This window comes from Paenibacillus gallinarum (assembly GCF_014836635.1).
Classification (GTDB): Bacteria; Bacillota; Bacilli; order Paenibacillales; family Paenibacillaceae; genus Paenibacillus; species Paenibacillus gallinarum.
In genome coordinates this window covers 495,696-513,756 of sequence record NZ_JACSQL010000002.1, presented here as the reverse complement: position 1 = coordinate 513,756, position 18,061 = coordinate 495,696, and the positions used below count along the sequence as shown (strand labels likewise).

The window sequence follows — 18,061 nt, the reverse complement described above, 5'->3', positions numbered from 1 at the left end:
GAAGTCCAGTTCATTTCTCTTCTGTTTTTGTTACCTGTGAAAAGGGTAATTCATTACAACGTAATATTAAGATTCTAAATAAATTCCGATTACAGGAGGAACCCATATGCCTTGGAATAAAAAAGATTATCTCCCATCCATGAAAAACCTAGAACCCCGTGTACGCAATAAAGCGATTGAAATTGCCAACGCCCTGCTCGGCGAAGGATATGAAGAAGGACGATCGATAGCTATTGCTACCGCACAAGCAGAAGAATGGAATGAGAATCACCCTGAAGGAGAAACGAAAAAGCATGATAAAATCGATCATTCATCTCCAAAAAAAGCAGATTCGTCAGCTCACGCTGGTGAACACCGAAATATCCATGTTGTACCTCGCGAGGACGGATGGGCTGTTAAAAAAGAAGGAATAGAGAAACCCGAACATATCTATGATGTGAAAGATGAAGCTGTAAAAGCGGCGAAGGATATTGTTTCATCCAAAAACATTCGTCTCATCATCCATGACAAGCAAGGTAAGATCCAAACATCAAAAATGTACAACTAAGCCTCGCTTCTTGCAATCGCAAGCTTTGCTGCACCCATGATTCCCGCTCTATTTCCAAGCCTAGCTGGAAGTATAGGCACATCCGGATGATTCGCAAAACCATCCATTGTAAACTTTCGAACAAAGGTACGAATCGGTTCGAATAAAATATCCCCCTGTTCTGTTACAGCACCACCAACGATAACAGCCGGCGGATTAAAATGATGGATCAGATTGGACAGGCCGACTGCAATATATTCTGTATATTGCAGTATGAGGTCTTGTGCTTTTTTATTACCTGTTCTCACTTCATCAAATATCAGTCTGGGATGTTCAGCCCAGGCTTTTCCCCCTGCTTCAGCTGCTTGCCTTTTCAGTGCAGTGACTGATGCATATTGTTCCCAACATCCTGCTGATCCGCATGTACAGGGTACACCTTTCATTTGAATCACTTGGTGTCCATAGGCTCCTGCAAAGCCACTTCTTCCTCGGTAAGGAAGTCCGTTCAAGATCAAACATCCCCCAATACCTGTCCCAAGACTTACGCATAGGAAGTGATCCAGATCTTTTCCTGCACCTTGCCACAGTTCCCCTAATGCAAGCATATTGACATCGTTATCCACATAAACGGAGATCCCGATTCTCTTTTCTATTTCTGCTCGCAGCGGAGTTCCTTTCCAATCGGGTAAATTGGCTGTAGCGCTTCCGATCTCTCCCTGCAAGTTAATAAACCCTGCGGTTCCTATTCCAAGAGCAAGGATATGCAGATTACTATATGACGCCTCTTCCAAACAATTTGTAGCTATCTCCTCTATTTTGTTTAGTAAGGCTTCCTTGCCATTTTCCGAGTATGTAGGAAGGGTACGGTCAACAATCAATTCACCCTTAAGAGTAACTACCCCCGCCTTTATGTTCGTTCCTCCAATGTCTATACCGATAACTGCCTGCTGCATTCAAGATACCCTCCTCCAAATGTAGAAAGATCTTTTGCATTACAGTATACCTTTTTATGGTTAATATGAGTATGTTTTACTTCTCGTAGTTTGTAATAATGCAGCTATGCTGAAATAAAACGTTCCAAAATCCTACATCGCTTTAAAATAAAATTATACAATAAAAGGAAAAAAAGCCGTCACATATCGCTATGTTACGGCTTTTTTGTACTTTGATATGAGCTCATTGCATGATTCAATGTATCCAGTGCTTCTTGATACTGTAATTGATCCTTATCATTCTGTGCCAGCTTCTTACGCATCGTTAGTTCATCTTGAAACTGTGCTACAAGATCAGATATTTGAGCATTAGGCTGAGGTTGAGCTGAATTAGGTAACGCTCTGCTCCCGGTTTGGACCGTCAATTCACCTTTACTGTCCACCTGCCCTATAAAAACATGCTTGAGGGGAAGCTGTAAAGCTTTCAGTTGCTTCTGAACCCAGCTTTCATTAAATCCTGTATCCTTCAGAGACTCAGGCAGAATACGTCCATCAATAATAATGGTTTTAGGCTCTTGTTCTTTCATTAATCGATAACCAAGTGCATCTGCGGTGAGTGGTTGGAATTCTTTTTTGAGCATCACATTAATTTCACCGCTTTGCTCCATAATAGCAAACTCTACATCCGCTACTCGGAAAACATCCTTCTTACGCAGCTGTTCTAAAAATTCATCAACCGTTAGTTTTTCTTTGCGTAAATTATCAGCAATTAGTGCACCATTTTCTACGAGGATCGTTGACTTTCCATCAACTATATCTCGGAACTTTTTGTTTTTCATAGTGAAATACTCAGCTCCGACAGACACTACAATCCATACTGCCAAAGCTACAAATCCCAAGTACCAGGTGCTGTCCAAGTCCAGTGAGATATATCCAACCAAGTTACCGAGTGTAATCCCTGTAATGTACTCAAACAGAGAAAGTTGGGATATTTGGCGCTTACCCAATATTTTTGTGATTATAAAAAGCGCAGTGACCGCTAAAAGTGTTCGAAGTGCAACTTCAATCCAATCAGGCATATAACTATACCTCCAGCTTATTTCTATAAGAAAGTAACGAAAGGTAAGGCTATAAGCTACACAGCCTCTAAACCTTTCGTTACTAAGTCCTATTTATTTGCTTTAAATCCTACACTTGTACAATTTTAATTAGATTCGTTGTGCCCGAAATCCCGATCGGTACCCCTGCAGAGAGAACTACGGTATCTCCAGATGAGATAAATCCTTTGGTAGCCGCATTCCGCGTAATCGATTCAAACATCTCATCCGTCGAGTTTACTTTTTCCCCAAGGTACGGGAAAACTCCAGAGAAGAGACATATTTGAGACAGCACTTTTTCATTAGAAGTAATCGCCAAGATCGGAGCTTTTGGACGATATTTTGATATGACTTTTGCCGTAAACCCACTTCCGGTGGAAGCAATGATCACTTTAGCATTCAATTCAAGTGAAGCACTTACGGCACTTTGACTGATCACTTCTGTAATGTTAGTTGCATGTTGTTCCCGTTTTTTGAAGAAATTATCACGGTAATCAATTAAGGATTCTGCTCTTTGGGCAACAGCTGCCATAGTCTTAACTGATTCGAGCGGGTATTTACCGGCTGCCGATTCACCGGATAACATGACAACGTCAGCACCCTGAAGTACCGCGTTCGATACATCACTTACTTCTGCCCGAGTTGGACGTGGATTGACCTGCATTGAATCCAGCATATGAGTAGCTACAATCACCGGTTTACCTGCCAGATTACATTGCTTGATAATATCAATCTGCATCATAGGGACGTCTTCAATCGGAACTTCAACTCCGAGATCACCACGAGCAATCATCACTCCATCAGAGGCTTCAATGATCTCTTTAATATTGTCAACGCCTTCTTGGTTTTCAATCTTGGAATAGATCTGAACATGTTCTGCCTGGTTTTTTTTCAGTATGGCACGGATCTCTTCCACATCTGCTGCTTTACGTACAAATGACGCTGCAATCATCTCAATCTTATTTTCGAGACCAAAAGCGATATGTTTTTTATCACGCTCAGTTACTCCTGGAAGCGTTGTTTTGATACCAGGCAGATTCACCCCTTTTCTAGGCTTAAGAACGCCTCCGTTTAAAATTTGGCAATATATTTCCGTACCCTCTACCTTCTTTACATTTAAGGCAACGAGTCCATCATCAATGAGAATGGTATCTCCCGGATTTACGACCTCATTCATTTCCGCGTAATTGACGCCGATCCGGTGAACTTCTCCTAAAATTTCTTCCGTCGTCAAGATCAGCTCTTTCCCTGTTTCCAAAGTGACGGAAGCCTCTTTTAATTTACCAATCCGTATTTCAGGACCTTTAATATCCAGCATAATAGGTACAAAAGTTCCAAGATCCTTTGCAGCTGTTCTAACGCGCTCCATACGATTCACATGCTCTTCCAGCTCTCCGTGAGCCATGTTTAACCGAGCAACGGTCATTCCTGACTGTATCATCTGTTTCAGTAAGTCGATGGAATCACAAGCAGGTCCCATTGTACATATGATTTTTGTTTTCAACATTTTACTTCTCCTCACAATGTTTTGATTATCATGCAATTCATGATCATAAGCATCCTATTCATACCAAGTATGTGTACTCCTTGAGTAAATCATGTAAAAACAAACTTCCTTTTATTGTGTATGCACATAATAAAAAACCGGCAGAAAGGTAAATAACCTTCATGCCGGTAAATAGTATTCACTACCATGTTTTCACAACAATTTTACGAATGCTTTCACTTGAAAGATGATATTTCTGAACAAGTTCAGGTACGGTCCATCCCTTAGTATAATGAAGAGTGATTTCTGCGTTACGCTGAGCCAGCTCTTTGCGGGCTCCGCTTTTTTCACCCCATCTTGCTCGTTCTTCAGTAGCTTTAGGTATATAGATCAGATCACCTTGAATATATTTTTGAATCTCTTTTAACAGACTAGGGGGAAGCGCTTCTCTTCCATTTTTGTACCTCACGATAAAGGTCCTCCTCGAATACGGATATTGTTGATCTCAAACTTTGTTTCCATGCGCTATATAAATTTTGCATGCTTACGCCTCCTTTCGATTAGTTGGTTTTAGAATCCACTGCGAACTATGCCGCTTAAAACAAAAAAAACCTTGGATCTGTTCTGCTCCAAAGGTAGTTCATTACGTATAAACATATGTGTAGTGCTGCTTTGACTTGACTCAGAAGTTAAAATATTCTGTTCAAATCCGAGTAACTCAGCTGCATTACAGATGATCATTCATCTATGACACCTTGGTTTTTTCGTATGAAATTGTGGTATTTGAACGTACTGATATGTCAACATGTGGCTTCCTCCTCTCTTTGTTTTTAGATATGTAATCGATATCGAATCAATTGGACCATTTCCATCTATAGATCGTCCTGATTAAAGCAACAAAAGGTATTATGAAATTGATTCAATCTACATTTATTATAATTTTGGAAGTTCGGATATACAACCATTATATTTTATAATTCCCTTATTTTTCAAATCAGATGGTTATAAAGAGAGGAGAGACACATGTCCTCCCCTCTTATCAATGCTTCTTTCGCCTAAGCGAAAGTCACCTCACGGTTTTTGATCAAATGGATCATCTCCTTTCAGAAAGAATTCGTCGGCCCGACAACCACATTATAACTCCCTTCTGCACAGAAGAGACAGTGAAAGAAACGTTATAATTAATCTTTACCTGAGTGATCTTATATTGACTCAAGGCACCGTGTTTAGCACAACTTCATGATCATTGTTATATGTAATTTTATAGGCAATAACACCAGGCAGTAACTTGCTCATTTCTTCTTCCGTCAGCTGACTCGTATCAAGTAGAATATCTCCATTTACATGAAGACTCTCTTTTTTCTTTAGAACACGATCATATATAAGAATTTGTTTCTCTGGGTGAATTAACAGGTTAGATGTATCAACTGAAAGAATCGGTTCTATCGAATGAATGGTTAGAGACTGATTGGCATGATTCTCCACTGTCCCTGAATAAGACAAAGTCACTTCACGCTGAGGTTGATCAGGAATAGATTCTCCAAATCCGCTTATGAGGAGTAGCTTATCATTCACATGATCAGCCCCTGTAATTTGTATCATTTTAGTTATTAAGATAAAAATTCCAACGACCATTAATACCACTCCGCCTAACGTTCTCTTGTTAGATAGCATAGTGCTCACAGTCCCCCACCTCCCATATTCCCCAATATTTTCATATTATTGAAGTTACACTATCTTAACCAGCTTTCGCAACGAAAAAACGCCTGGATTACTCCAGACGCTAGTCTTCATTTCTATTTACTTGTAGCCCTTTAACTAGGAACCTCCTGTACTTGATGGATACCCTTTTACTCCCGTTAAGCTCCGCTGGCTATTCGTAAGAATCGCCTTTGCAGGTTTGGGGGCAGGCTGTACAACCTGTACGTTGGATGAAATTTTCACTTTATTTCGTATTGCTTGTTTATATGGTACGCTCGGCACTGTTTCTGTTTTAGGATGAGACTGAATAGACCCTTGTGTAATCAAAGTAATCAATTTTCCTGATATCCATACGGCAAGTATGGTATATAAGGTCTCTTTCAGCGGCATAAAAGCAAGAGATACGATTAAAACCACTGCGTCCATCAAAAAGAATACAGTACCTATCTTAAACCGGCTCCGCTGACTTATGATTACCGCTAGAATATCGTCTCCACCGGTCGCACTGCCGCTTCGAATAACGAGTCCTGCACCAATCCCCGTTAAAATACCGGAGAAAATGGCTGCAGCAAGCAAGCTTCCATGCAAGTCAATGACAAGCGGAGAATATCTCTCGCACCATTCATAAAACAAGGAGAATGATATAGCTCCTAATAATGCTTTGTACATATATTTACGTCCCATCAGATACCAAGCAATCAAAATAATCGGCAGATCAAGCAGTAAAGAAGTGAGCGCAGCTGGCCATCCAGCTATATAACTTCCAAGCAGGGCAAGCCCAACAAATCCACCTTCTGATAAATGATTGACATAATTAATATGATAAAACGCAAATGCCATCAGCATTGTTCCTAACATCATCATACCTGTGCTTTTCAAAAAAGCAGGCAGTGCAGGAACTTTATTACCATACCTCTCAGTTTCTTTCTTTAGTTGTTGCTCTATTTTCCTCATACAGATTCCCTCGCATTATTTGTAGTATGGTCGATAGACCGTACCTATGCGGGAGGTGCACTATTGAGGAATTCATCCTTCGGATTTTCATTTAAACCTCTCCTTACGCATAAGTACCGTCTTCATTCTTGGGTGACTTGTTCTACTTTACGTAAGGGAAGCTAAGTATAGGAGGAATCGTTGCGTTTCCAAATCGTCCTTTGGGGCTCTGTCCTTCGGGGACTCATGGTATCCAGATCCTTTCTTGTTTAACCATATATTTTGCTCGCACGAGCAGTTCTTATACATATGATTACCCTTATTATAACATGCTTTAAACATAGAGAAAAAGTGTAAAACACCTGTCCCTTATAATTTATGTGGCACATCCTGCGTTTAGGAACGGCATATTGTCGAAAAATTAATGATTTTTTATTTTGTTAAACAAGATGTCAAATTTCTCTTTCATAAGATACAAGGTTTCATTCATATATTGATCTATGAAATTTGTAGCATATTTTCTTTATCTTCATGTTGCTTCAGACACAGGGAACTAGTACTAATGACTCGTTCTTTGCCATGTGATGTTTTTGGGTTCGTCAAAAAAGGGTAAATGGTATAATATAGAAAAAGATCTAAATTAAAACTGAATCCCGTTAAGCGAGGCGGAGCGGACTATGATGACTAAGAAGCCTAGAGCGTTCATTGGATGTTCTCTTGAAGCGAAGCCTATAGCCGCAGCGGTGCATGAAAACCTAAGATATGCGGCTGAAGTGACTCCTTGGTATACCGGTGTATTTAATCCGGGGAATTATACGATTGAGGATCTAGAGAAGGAAGTACAAAATAATGACTTCGCCATTTTTATTTTCCATCCAGATGACGTCGCGAAAATTCGTGGCAAAGTGGTAGCAACGGTACGGGATAACACACTATTCGAAATGGGTCTTTTTATGAGCAAGTTGGGTAGAAAACGCATATTCTTTATATTACCAGAGCATGTAAAGGAACTCGAAGATACAGCACAAGTGGAAGGTATGCGAATGCCCTCCGATCTTCTTGGGCTCGGGTCATTACATTATGAAATTCGCTCAGATGGCAAATGGGCTCCTGCCGTGGCAGTAGCCTGTAATAAAATTACAGAAGTTATGGAAATGCTAGGCCCATGGACTGACCTTTCGGTTCAAAAGGAAATAAACAAAGTCCGCCAAGAAGAAGACAGTAAACGAATCCAACTGCTCAAGCTGCTTCGTTTCTTTCGCGAACTGCTACGCTCCCGTAAGGCAGATGACCAGATGCTTCACCGAATGAGTGATACGCTGAGAACCACATTTGTTTCCCGTCCCCATTTTCTTGTACGAGGAACTACCGTTCATCGGACGACAGAATCCGGATATCTTCAGCAAGTGGCAGGAAATGTGGGAGAGATTGGACGGAAATATTCACTGGATGTGAACGATGGAAAATCTCCGGATGATCCAAGCCGGATCCTTACCGTAGATGCTTTTAAGGAGAATAAAATCAAGGTCAACCTATATGACGATTATCTTGAGAAAGAGTATATGCTGTGCTATCCTGTAGCAAGTAATTATGTATTCACCGTGCATCTTGTAGGACATCTCGAGGCAGGTGACGAGTTATTTCAGCAGATTGACCATGATAATCGCCAATTATTCAGTGCTATTCATGACCTGTTAGGAGGAGAAATGGGATGAAACCGATCAGACAAAGGCTCACAAAGAAAAGAGGAGCCCCCAAGGTGCGTCTGAGCGCTACCCCGGATTCCACCGGACCTGCACCCGCAAGTGACAACGGCGACCTTTTTAAAAAACCAGAACAACCTATTACTACGTTAGGTCCGTCACTAAAGGGCAAAGAGCGTCCGTACAAGGTCATTTTGGAAAAAGAAGCTCTCTACGACAAACCGCAATATATGGCTTAAGTATGAACCCTCTTCATATCACATCTAAACTAGACTAGGACGGCTCACTCTTCTAATGGGTGATGCCCGTCCTTTTTTCTTATGTATCCATCTATTTGTCGCACTTGTTTATTCCATCGGTGCCACAAGCTCCGCCTCCCCCCCTAGATTATCCACTTGCCAAAAAGCATAATGAGATCTTATATTGGATAGTATAGAACAGGAACATATGTTCTGTAAATCGCAAATAACAAATTTCTTGCATTATTCTACCCATAGCTAGGAAGTGAAAAGGATGACGGTGCCACCCACCCCTCCCGCTCCCTCTGAAGCGGATCATTTACTGATCAAAAAGTATCTCATCTACACATTAATGCTAGATGTCCTGGAACAGGATATTGATATGATGAGGCAGGTTTCTCTGCATATGCCTGAGGTATACATACTGCGTCTTTCCAAGCTTCAATCCGAGGTTACAGTGTCCCTGACCAATCTTCGTTCAGACATGCGCACCCGCGGGATCCGGGTATATGAAGAGTCGAAACAAAAGGAAGGTATTGAAGCACTTTATTTATGCAGAGGATATCGGCGGCGCCTATTTCTTCTATGGACCTTTGCTAAAACAGAGGTAAAAAAAGAAATCAGTTTTTTTCTTGGGCTAAACTTGACCGAAGATTGAAATAGCGGCTGATTACATATCATTACACTTTATAGAATTTCATGTCATAATAATAGGAACATTGATAATAAAGGGGATTATAGGCATGAATTCTAGGCAGACATCACCCTCGCAACCTATGAATCGGTTAGTTGCTCAGCATGTTACAGATCTCATCGGAGATACGCCGGCTGTAAAGTTACAGCGTATCTCAAGTTCCGAACATGCTGAAGTTTATGTAAAGCTCGAGTATTTTAACCCCAGTGGAAGTGTGAAAGACCGCGCTGCCTTCAATCTGATCAGACAAGCAGAGCTTGACGGACTACTTCTGCCTGGTTCAACCATTATTGAACCCACGAGTGGAAATACGGGGATTGGTCTAGCCATGAATGCGGCAGCCAAAGGATACAAAGCCATCCTTGTCATGCCCGATAATATGAGTAAGGAACGCATTCAGATACTAAAGGCATATGGAGCAGATGTAGTGCTCACTCCCGCTTCAGAACGGATGCCCGGCGCGATTCGTAAAGCAAATGAGCTAAAAGAAAGCATCCCTCACAGCTTTATCCCGCAGCAATTTGAGAACAGTGCAAACCCAGATGCGCACCGGACTACGACTGCACTTGAAATACTCTCCCAAATGGAAGGAAGACTCGATGCCTTTGTGGCCACTTCTGGTACAGGAGGAACGATTACTGGAACAGGTGAGGTACTTCGTGAACACCTTCCGAGTATAAATATTTATGCGGTAGAACCTGCAGGTTCTCCGGTACTATCCGGCGGTAAACCAGGTCCCCATCAGTTAGTTGGAACAAGTCCCGGTTTTATTCCTCCGATCGTGAATACAGACGTTTGGAATGAAATCATCCAGGTGAAGGATGAGGAGGCTCTGCATACGATGCGGCAACTTGCCTCAGAGGAAGGATTACTGCTCGGTCCATCTTCAGGAGCATCGGTGTGGGCTGCCTTACAAATCGCAAAACGTCTAGGACCTGGGCATAAAGTGCTTTGTATCGCTCCAGATACGGGCGAAAGATATTTAAGTATGGGCTTGTTCTAAGGTTTCGTCTGTATATATCATGACCATCACAAAAATAAGAATATAAAAAGACCTGTTAGGACCGCTTCAAGTCTACTTTATGACTTGAACTGGGTACATAACAGGTCTTTTTCACGTTGCTTCTATCTTATTTCAAAATACAAACTACAGTGATTCTACTGAGAGTTTAGCTCCGGGTGGCAAGACGGCTTCCACTCGCTCTCTCACATTTGAATTAAGCAGAATTTCCGCATCTAGAATAGCAGCAATCCCTTGATCTGTTGAAGAACGAATGAGTCTGCCTAATCCTTGGCGCAGACGAAGCAGCATGTATGGCAGGTCTACTTCTTCATATGCTGAATCAGCAGCTTCCCGTTTAGCCATAAATACAGGATCCTCCGGCGGATAAGGAAGTGACCAAATAATAACATTGGACAACGAAGGTCCAGGTACATCCAGTCCTTCCCATAGACTAGCCGCACAAAGTACGCTTTCCTCGGTATTTTGGAATTCCGCAATCAAACTGCTGATCTCTCGGTCTCCTTCATAAAGCATCTTATAGGATGCAAAGTAAGGATGATGGGAAGCTGCTTGTTTAAATTCACGAAGTTCATTCATGGTTTTAAACAACAATAAAGCTCGTCCATCGGTACGCTTGATCAGTTTTGCAGCCATCGCCAGTTTCTTCGCTGCAGCAACTTCCATTCGCATATCACCTTCTCCAAGGAGTTCACTTGGGGCGATCAGTTTCATCTGCTTCTCGTAATCGTATGGAGAATTTACAGAGAAAGATAAATAATCACTGATACCAAGGCTGCTTGCTACATAATCAAATGATCCATCGACAGAAAGGGTTGCTGAAGAAAATACGATCGGCATTTGTAGTCCAAATACCCGTTCCTCTAATACTTCTTTGACCGTTTGCGGCATAATGGCAAGCGTTGCTGCCCCGTCCTCATTTTCTTCTGCCCAGCAAATATAATGATCCGGATCGCGGAACAGATGGAGTGCCGTTTGAATCATTTCCAAATGTTCTTCAACAATACGCAGCTTATATTCATCTAGTGTATGAAGTCCACTTTCAAATACAAGCTCTTCATCAATCGCTTCAATCGTACTCTTCCAGCGATTCAGTTCACTAAGCAATTTATCATCAATTCGGACGCGTTTCCGTTCGGAACCAGGTATGGCCGTACTTTGTTCTGCAACCAGTTCAAAGACAAGCTGGCTCTGATCAATAGAATCCTCAATCCGCAGTGCGAGTGTCTCCCGAATCTCTCCATCCAACAACCGAGTAACAATCTCTTCATAAGCACTATGTTTTAGCTTATAACTAAGGGCATGTTGTGCAGCAGATTCAAGTAAATGTCCTTCGTCGAATACGACCGAACTATGTTCAGGAAGCAGAGGAAGCTGACCCTCTCTTTTTCTTCCTTCATAGGTCCATACATGCTCCATGTAATAATCGTGGGAACAAATAATAATATCTGTTGCCTTGCGGTAATAGTCACGAGACAGTGTCATGCCGCAGCGATGTCTTTTATCACATACAAAACAATCTTGAAAAGAATCCCAGTTGATCTTATTCCACTGTTCATCATTTAGATTTGGATATTCCTTACGATCTCCATAAGGGTAAAAAGATTGCATGGTGCCCGGTGAATGGACAAAATCAGGAAGTGTTTCGTATACGTCTTCAATGACAGCTGCATCTTCATCCTGAAGACGAACACTGTCTATTTTTTTGAGACAGAGGTATTGATCCGGAGATTTCCCAAGCCGTGCATCAATCTGCAAGTCCAAATAACGGGCAAGCTTAGCAATATCTCCTTCTTGCTTAACAAGCTGCTCAATGAGTGACTCATCTGCACAGGCAATGACTGCGGGCCTCCGTGTATACCTTGCATAGTTAACTGCATACAGCAGATACACAAGTGTTTTTCCGGTACCTACTCCTGCTTCAGCAAAAATGGTTTTCTTATTGGCATAGGCTCTTTCCAGTTGGTAAGCCATAAATATTTGTTCATCACGGATATCAAATCCATGTTCAGGTAATACATCATAAAAAACGTCCGCTACCCAATCGCCGACCTGCTTGACGAATGGTTCTGACGGATCATAGGAGAAAGGATATCGCTCCATGGTTACGCCTCCAACACTATCAAATTCTTATTAGGCAAACTCCAATTATCTCACGAACAAAAATTTTTAGCAACCACCCTTTCTTGCCATATCCCCCCCTTTTTTTCTCTTGTCTAATGCATAAAAAGCCGAGGGTAACGCCATTCTAAATTCAGAAGACTTATAAGAATCCACCTTTAGCAAAAAGAAATGAGGTGTATATCATGACTTCCTGGATCATTCGTTCCGAACTTCCTTCTGATTTCCATGCGATTGCGGAACTGCATGCCCTAGCTTTTGCCTATAACTTTGGTATGGGAGAAACCGCTCTTGTCAGTGCCCTTCGTACACGGAAAACTTTCGATTCCGAACTCTCCCTAATCTGCATAAAGAACGATCAAGTCATCGGTCATATTCTGTTTACCCCGCAAGAAGTACAAATAGAAGGAAACAAGGTGAAAAATCTAATCCTGGCTCCTTTATCCGTTCATCCTGATTATCAAAAGCTTGGTATTGGTTCTGCTTTAATTACAGAAGGATTACACCGTGCTCAGCAGAAGGGATATGAATTATCTACTGTACTGGGCCACCCGCATTTCTATAGACGATTTGGCTTCAGAAGCAACGCATGGATGGACGAAAAAGTAAAAATCCCGCTCGAAACGATCTTTGTAACAGAATCAGAACCCTTCCTTCGGGAGCGGCGTGTAGAGTCTAGTGATCTTCCTAAACTATATGACATGTGGGAAACCACTTATGGGCATTCCTCTTTTTCAATCCTTCCGGGACATTCACTGCTCGACTGGATTAGCCCGTCTAACACTATACGCGCATCCTCCATTTTGATCGGCGAAGATCTAGCAGGTTATATACGCTATAGCGAGAGAGACCCGAATTCTATTACCATGTTTATTGCGCGTGACAGAGAAGCTTTTGTCTATATTACATATTATTTAAAGGGGAAGCTAAACCCGCTTCAGAACACCCATCTGCTTCTTCCTATTTCTTCTTTATCTCCGCTTCTTAGGCAGCTGGATTGGGTTTATGATGTTACACAGAAAACATATGCCGAATATATGGTCTCCGTACTGAATGGACCGTCACGTCCTAGGTTACTTTCCTACTTTAAAGACATTCATAAAGGGACTAGAACAAGAGGATATCTGATCTGGCCAACTGAATTTGATCTTTGTTAAAACGGCGTGTGTGTGAAAGGCGGGTTCTTTTTGGCAGACGAAAAAAACCGGTTATTAAAGCCAGGCTTTTTTTATGCTTCTATATATAGCACATTTACATTCTCAGCATGATCTTCCCTGTCTCCGAAAGATCGTATCCAGAAATCATATTCAGCTCATGACGGAATGTATCCGAACGAAGGATATCAAGCACCGCTTGAATGAGTACCGTATTCTCCGGTAGATCTAGCAAGACAAGATCATAACGTTCTTTAATAAGCGGAATAAATTCAACTCCTGCTACAACTGAAGCTGCTTTCATAGACCCTACCCCAACATCTGCTTCACCAGAGGCAACTTTTGCCGCTACAGCGAAATGACTAGTTTCTTCATACTCATATCCTTGGATTAGCCTCCTGTCCAAACCATGGATACGAAGTTGTTCATCTACAAGAACTCTAGCCCCTGCCCCTTTCTCGCGGTTTACGAATCGAAGACCCGGCTTAGTAAGATCAGGCCATCCCTGTAATTGATGCGGATTGCCTGGCGCTACATATAACCCAGCCCACCGGCTCATCAGGTTTACAACAAGATAAGAAGAACCAACTAGCAGCTTACGAATATAGGGAACGTTGTATTCTCCTGTATCCCCATCAAGCAAATGAGTGCTAACGATATCCGATTTCCCTTGATACATAGAAATAAGACTGTCCAGACTCCCCACATAGGAACGCAGTGGTCTTAGAAACGGTGAACGTTTCTCCAAATGACTCGCCAGAATATCCAGACTCAAGTCTTGACCCGTAATAACCACTTGTCTTACTCCGCTATTCTGAGAGGCTACATGCAATTCCCGTTTCCCCGTATCATGAGCTGGCTTTGCAACAAAATCTTTGGAAGCCTGTTTGTAAGCCTCCAGATCCGCATGGTCTATTCGCATTTGTTTGCCGACTTTATAGGCGGGTAACTTTCCTTTTTTTATCAAATCATATACGGTCAGTTTGGATATTTTTAAAAGCTTCGCTATTTCCTCTGTTGTATAAGATATATTATCTTTCACTTGCGATACCCCCAAAGGCAAATCTATATCCGCATTGTATCATAATCTCTTTTTGTTGAAATTGATTCAGTATTGTCATCTCATCTATTCATAATATAATTAATTATAACTAAATATAATCAATTATAACGTTAGGATGATATTATGATCAAAATGAATAAGGTTAGTTATGTTTGTTTATGTTTTCTCTTCATGATGTTTCTAGCAGCATGCGGAAGTACAAGTAATACACCGGATTCTACGTCTACAGAGCAAGAATCGCAGCAATCTACTTCAGAATCATCCTCTACACACGCTGAGGTCACTGAGCTTACCATTTCAGCTGCAGCGAGCTTAACGGATGCGCTGGAAGAAATACAGCCGATTTTCGAGGCGAATCATCCGGAAATCCAGCTTACTTTTAATTTTGGCAGTTCCGGCGCGCTGCAGCAGCAAATTGAACAAGGTGCTCCCGTTGATCTCTTTCTGTCAGCTGCGGAGAAGAATATGCAGGCACTGATTGACAACAATCAGATCTTGGAAGGATACTCTGAAACTTTGCTGACGAATCAGCTGGTGCTTGTGTCCGCAAATGACAGTAAGATTGATATAACATCTGAGGCCGATTTAACAAAGCCGGAAGTAAAAGTAGTGGCCATCGGTATTCCAGAGAGCGTGCCTGCCGGTAGTTATGCCAAAGAAGCCCTTGAAGGACTTGGATTATACGATAAACTGCTTCCGAAGGTTATACAGGCCAAGGATGTCCGTCAAGTATTACAGTACGTTGAAACTGGTAATGCTGACGCAGGTTTCGTATATATAACAGATGCTGTTCTTTCTAAAGTAAATATTGTACATAGGGTTGATTCAGAGCTTTACGCACCTATCCATTATCCAATGGGCATTACTCATGCAAGTAAACACACCGAGGAGGCCAAAGTATTCTATGAATTCCTCAAATCTGATGAGGCCAAGACCGTATTTCAGAAGTACGGATTTAAAGGTCTTTAGATGGAAATGCCTATGATTGACTGGAGTTTATTCTGGGCGCCCGTACGATTGTCACTGATTGTTGCATTGCTCTCAAGCATGGTAACGATCATTGTAGGAAGCTTACTCGCAAAATGGATGTCCAGAAAAACATTCCGCGGTAAACTTTTTCTCGAGACTGCATTCATGCTTCCCATTGTGCTGCCCCCTACCGTCGTTGGATTTTTGTTACTTGTTCTTTTTGGCAGAAACAGCTTCGTTGGTTCAGTAATAGAGCGTATATTTGATGCCCCACTTCTATTCACATGGTGGGCAGCCGTTATTGCTTCGATTGTTGTTTCTTTTCCTCTTGTCTATCAGACGATGAAAGTTGGATTTTCGTCCGTCGATCAAGAGCTTGAAGCAGCTGGACGTTCCATCGGTGCAAATGAATGGCAAGTCTTTCGCTATATTACACTTCCTCTTGTATGGCCTTCTCTTATGACCGCCTATATACTTGGATTCGCCCGTTCGCTGGGAGAGTTTGGGGCTACACTTATGATTGCAGGTAATATACCTGGCAAAACGCAGACTGTACCCACTGCTATATATATTGCTGTAGACAGCGGTAATACAAGCATGGCTTGGGTGTGGACGATCTCTATTATTGTTATTTCTTTCCTCCTTTTACTAATAACAGGACGTAATAAGACGACATAAAATGATAACATCTTTGTAATGATCAGCCCAACAACCCGTTAATTCTAAAAATACGGGTTGTTTTTTGGCATATTCTTACCAATGAACTAGAAAATAAAGGGTTTTATATGAAATAATAGATAAATATTTTGTAATAAAAATAGAGAAATTAATAATTTAGGTTACAATATTGTAACTAAATAAGGTGTTTCAATCCTTTAGTTTAGTGATAAAATACCCTTTTTAAAGGAACTCAACCCCTCTACATAAGTATATAACTAAGTATTTTGCCAAGTTTTAGTGTGTTAAAGATGAAACTATGGTTACAATATTGTAACATTCAATGCTTATTTTATTATATATTAGTTACAGTTGATTAATATTAATAAAGCCGAATCTACTACATAGTACGGGGGACGATTTACATACTTGGGGTGAATGGATGAAAGATCCTAGAGTACCTTCTACTCAAACCCGTCAACTAACCTCGGAGGCTAATGGAGGAATAAATAATAATGATGAAATTTGGTAAATGTATGTTGTTAACTACTCTGCTTGGAGCAGGCTTAGTACTCGGAAATTCGCAAGTGGATGCTTCTTCTTCAGGTTCAAATAGTGTAAATGTACAGCTTAATGATAGTCTTGTTAATTTTGAAGATGCTTCTCCTTTTCTAGATAATAACGATAGAACGCAAGTCCCATTACGTAAACTTGCAGAAGAAATGAATTATACCGTAAGTTCTTCTAAATCAGGTTCAACTACAACGGTTACTATTAAAAAAAATGGAACCACGATTAAAATTAAAACGGGTTCTACAACAGCAACAGTCAATGGAAAAAGTGTAAGCCTAGATACTCAAGTATTTATTCGCAGTAACCGTACATACGTTCCACTTCGTTTTGTATCCGAAGCCATGGGAAGTGAAGTTATTTGGAAAAAGAGCTATTCTCTTGTTATGGTAAGTACTACAGGTAAAACATATAGCCCGATTCTTGTAGGGAATGATCATGTAAAAGGAACAAGTATTGTTCAAGAAGCTACAAAATATATAGGTACACCTTATGTATATGGAGGTTCTACTCCAAGCGGATTTGACTGCTCTGGTTTCGTGAAATATGTTTTTGAGAAACACAATGTATCCCTTCCGCGTACAGCAGCTTCCATGTATAACACAGGAACTTCTGTATCAAAGAGTAATCTGAAGCAAGGCGATCTTGTTTTCTTTAATACAACAGGTTCTGTCTCTCATGTCGGCATTTACGTTGGAAACAATAGTTTCATTTCTGCCACTACTTCCAGTGGTATTAAAATCGACAGCTTGAGTAACACTTACTGGGGTCCTAAATATGTAGGAGCAAAAAGTGTACTCTAATATTATAGATTAGTATCAAAAGAAGACATTCACTCCGCGTTTTGGAGATGAATGTCTTCTTTTTGTCTTGTAGGATTTCTTACGGTGACTTTGGGTTATAGCGTGAGCAGGTTCAGATCTTTTACACGTAGTTTACTTGATGTCGGGTAGAGAACTTGGACTGATAACCAAGCCCACTGATGCCAAGCCGAGAAAAATGAACGACAGGCCATACGTAGAATGTTCACCAATGTCTACGTCAGTGTGGTTCACGAGTATATTGATTTGATGGAGTATATTGTCCATCGGGTACAGGAATGTACCATAGTGCCGCACAAGGGCTCAGAACTGAGGTTTGTTGTTGTCTAATCATCCACGTTCACCTACTTTTCATATGATGCATTAATTATAGG

The 18,061-nt window shown here is 41.2% G+C and carries 17 protein-coding genes and 1 riboswitch; of the genes, 9 read left to right on the top strand and 8 right to left on the bottom strand.

The window, feature by feature from the left end; all coding sequences use genetic code 11:
* Positions 1-106: 106 nt before the first annotated feature.
* Entirely contained in the window at positions 107-547 is a 441-nt protein-coding gene (locus tag H9647_RS07470; RefSeq protein ID WP_191799114.1) for a DUF2188 domain-containing protein, read from the top strand.
* Here H9647_RS07470 and H9647_RS07465 read toward each other — a convergent pair.
* The 6 genes from H9647_RS07465 to H9647_RS07440 all read right to left on the bottom strand — a co-directional run bounded on the left by H9647_RS07465 (position 544) and on the right by H9647_RS07440 (position 6,696).
* Positions 544-1,479 carry an ROK family protein gene (locus H9647_RS07465; RefSeq protein WP_191799113.1) on the bottom strand — a complete coding sequence of 312 codons (936 nt, stop codon included), beginning with the start codon at positions 1,477-1,479 and terminating at the stop codon, positions 544-546. The two genes, H9647_RS07470 and H9647_RS07465, sit on opposite strands and share 4 nt — an antisense overlap.
* A 194-nt stretch (positions 1,480-1,673) precedes the next feature.
* A complete protein-coding gene (locus H9647_RS07460; RefSeq protein WP_191799112.1) occupies positions 1,674-2,537 on the bottom strand; it encodes a DUF421 domain-containing protein in 864 nt (287 codons plus the stop codon).
* A gap of 109 nt (positions 2,538-2,646) precedes the next feature.
* On the bottom strand, positions 2,647-4,062 hold the full coding sequence (pyk, locus tag H9647_RS07455; RefSeq protein ID WP_191799111.1) for a pyruvate kinase: 1,416 nt from the start codon (positions 4,060-4,062) through the stop codon (positions 2,647-2,649).
* Between the two features lie 181 nt (positions 4,063-4,243).
* Positions 4,244-4,510 carry a CD3324 family protein gene (locus H9647_RS07450; RefSeq protein WP_191799110.1) on the bottom strand — a complete coding sequence of 89 codons (267 nt, stop codon included), beginning with the start codon at positions 4,508-4,510 and terminating at the stop codon, positions 4,244-4,246.
* Between the two features lie 743 nt (positions 4,511-5,253).
* On the bottom strand, positions 5,254-5,724 hold the full coding sequence (locus H9647_RS07445; protein WP_191799109.1) for a hypothetical protein: 471 nt from the start codon (positions 5,722-5,724) through the stop codon (positions 5,254-5,256).
* 135 nt (positions 5,725-5,859) lie between these two features.
* The gene (locus H9647_RS07440) at positions 5,860-6,696 is read right to left on the bottom strand and encodes a YitT family protein (RefSeq protein WP_225229124.1); all 837 of its coding nucleotides are present in this window, start codon (positions 6,694-6,696) and stop codon (positions 5,860-5,862) included.
* A gap of 656 nt (positions 6,697-7,352) precedes the next feature.
* Between H9647_RS07440 and H9647_RS07435 the strand changes: the two genes are divergently transcribed.
* From H9647_RS07435 to cysK, 4 genes are all read left to right on the top strand, one after another.
* Entirely contained in the window at positions 7,353-8,390 is a 1,038-nt protein-coding gene (locus H9647_RS07435; protein ID WP_160033542.1) for a nucleotide-binding protein, read from the top strand.
* Complete coding sequence (locus tag H9647_RS07430; RefSeq protein ID WP_191799108.1) at positions 8,387-8,617, top strand: hypothetical protein; 231 nt, start codon at positions 8,387-8,389, stop codon at positions 8,615-8,617. The genes H9647_RS07435 and H9647_RS07430 overlap by 4 nt, the downstream gene beginning before the upstream one ends.
* A gap of 274 nt (positions 8,618-8,891) precedes the next feature.
* On the top strand, positions 8,892-9,275 hold the full coding sequence (locus tag H9647_RS07425) for a hypothetical protein (RefSeq protein WP_191799107.1): 384 nt from the start codon (positions 8,892-8,894) through the stop codon (positions 9,273-9,275).
* Positions 9,276-9,393: 118 nt separating this feature from the next.
* Positions 9,394-10,314 carry a cysteine synthase A gene (gene cysK / locus H9647_RS07420; protein ID WP_191799106.1) on the top strand — a complete coding sequence of 307 codons (921 nt, stop codon included), beginning with the start codon at positions 9,394-9,396 and terminating at the stop codon, positions 10,312-10,314.
* 144 nt (positions 10,315-10,458) lie between these two features.
* On the opposite strand, the gene H9647_RS07415 is transcribed toward cysK, so the two are convergent.
* Entirely contained in the window at positions 10,459-12,435 is a 1,977-nt protein-coding gene (locus H9647_RS07415; protein WP_191799105.1) for an ATP-dependent DNA helicase, read from the bottom strand.
* A 203-nt stretch (positions 12,436-12,638) separates the two neighbouring features.
* Between H9647_RS07415 and H9647_RS07410 the strand changes: the two genes are divergently transcribed.
* Positions 12,639-13,610 carry a GNAT family N-acetyltransferase gene (locus H9647_RS07410; RefSeq protein ID WP_191799104.1) on the top strand — a complete coding sequence of 324 codons (972 nt, stop codon included), beginning with the start codon at positions 12,639-12,641 and terminating at the stop codon, positions 13,608-13,610.
* 94 nt (positions 13,611-13,704) lie between these two features.
* Here H9647_RS07410 and H9647_RS07405 read toward each other — a convergent pair whose 3' ends face one another.
* A complete protein-coding gene (locus H9647_RS07405) occupies positions 13,705-14,649 on the bottom strand; it encodes a substrate-binding domain-containing protein (RefSeq protein WP_191799103.1) in 945 nt (314 codons plus the stop codon).
* A 192-nt stretch (positions 14,650-14,841) separates the two neighbouring features.
* Between H9647_RS07405 and modA the strand changes: the two genes are divergently transcribed.
* The 3 genes from modA to H9647_RS07390 all read left to right on the top strand — a co-directional run bounded on the left by modA (position 14,842) and on the right by H9647_RS07390 (position 17,669).
* Entirely contained in the window at positions 14,842-15,639 is a 798-nt protein-coding gene (gene modA / locus H9647_RS07400) for a molybdate ABC transporter substrate-binding protein (RefSeq protein WP_225229123.1), read from the top strand.
* Positions 15,640-16,317, top strand: a complete 678-nt coding sequence (modB, locus tag H9647_RS07395; RefSeq protein ID WP_191799101.1) for a molybdate ABC transporter permease subunit — start codon at positions 15,640-15,642, stop codon at positions 16,315-16,317.
* 358 nt (positions 16,318-16,675) lie between these two features.
* Positions 16,676-16,807: riboswitch (cyclic di-AMP (ydaO/yuaA leader) on the top strand.
* A 4-nt stretch (positions 16,808-16,811) separates the two neighbouring features.
* Complete coding sequence (locus H9647_RS07390; RefSeq protein WP_191799100.1) at positions 16,812-17,669, top strand: C40 family peptidase; 858 nt, start codon at positions 16,812-16,814, stop codon at positions 17,667-17,669.
* Positions 17,670-18,061: the final 392 nt, after the last annotated feature.

What these genes read in the sequence shown, in the direction of transcription:
- H9647_RS07425 (WP_191799107.1), top strand. Translation starts at nt 8,892, where the DNA reads ATGACGGTGCCACCCACCCCTCCCGCTCCCTCTGAAGCGGATCATTTA.
- H9647_RS07410 (WP_191799104.1), top strand. Translation starts at nt 12,639, where the DNA reads ATGACTTCCTGGATCATTCGTTCCGAACTTCCTTCTGATTTCCATGCG.
- H9647_RS07440 (WP_225229124.1), bottom strand. Translation starts at nt 6,696, where the DNA reads ATGAGGAAAATAGAGCAACAACTAAAGAAAGAAACTGAGAGGTATGGT.
- cysK (WP_191799106.1), top strand. Translation starts at nt 9,394, where the DNA reads ATGAATCGGTTAGTTGCTCAGCATGTTACAGATCTCATCGGAGATACG.
- modA (WP_225229123.1), top strand. Translation starts at nt 14,842, where the DNA reads ATGATGTTTCTAGCAGCATGCGGAAGTACAAGTAATACACCGGATTCT.
- modB (WP_191799101.1), top strand. Translation starts at nt 15,640, where the DNA reads ATGGAAATGCCTATGATTGACTGGAGTTTATTCTGGGCGCCCGTACGA.
- H9647_RS07390 (WP_191799100.1), top strand. Translation starts at nt 16,812, where the DNA reads ATGATGAAATTTGGTAAATGTATGTTGTTAACTACTCTGCTTGGAGCA.
- H9647_RS07465 (WP_191799113.1), bottom strand. Translation starts at nt 1,479, where the DNA reads ATGCAGCAGGCAGTTATCGGTATAGACATTGGAGGAACGAACATAAAG.
- H9647_RS07470 (WP_191799114.1), top strand. Translation starts at nt 107, where the DNA reads ATGCCTTGGAATAAAAAAGATTATCTCCCATCCATGAAAAACCTAGAA.
- H9647_RS07415 (WP_191799105.1), bottom strand. Translation starts at nt 12,435, where the DNA reads ATGGAGCGATATCCTTTCTCCTATGATCCGTCAGAACCATTCGTCAAG.
- H9647_RS07430 (WP_191799108.1), top strand. Translation starts at nt 8,387, where the DNA reads ATGAAACCGATCAGACAAAGGCTCACAAAGAAAAGAGGAGCCCCCAAG.
- H9647_RS07435 (WP_160033542.1), top strand. Translation starts at nt 7,353, where the DNA reads ATGATGACTAAGAAGCCTAGAGCGTTCATTGGATGTTCTCTTGAAGCG.
- H9647_RS07460 (WP_191799112.1), bottom strand. Translation starts at nt 2,537, where the DNA reads ATGCCTGATTGGATTGAAGTTGCACTTCGAACACTTTTAGCGGTCACT.
- pyk (WP_191799111.1), bottom strand. Translation starts at nt 4,062, where the DNA reads ATGTTGAAAACAAAAATCATATGTACAATGGGACCTGCTTGTGATTCC.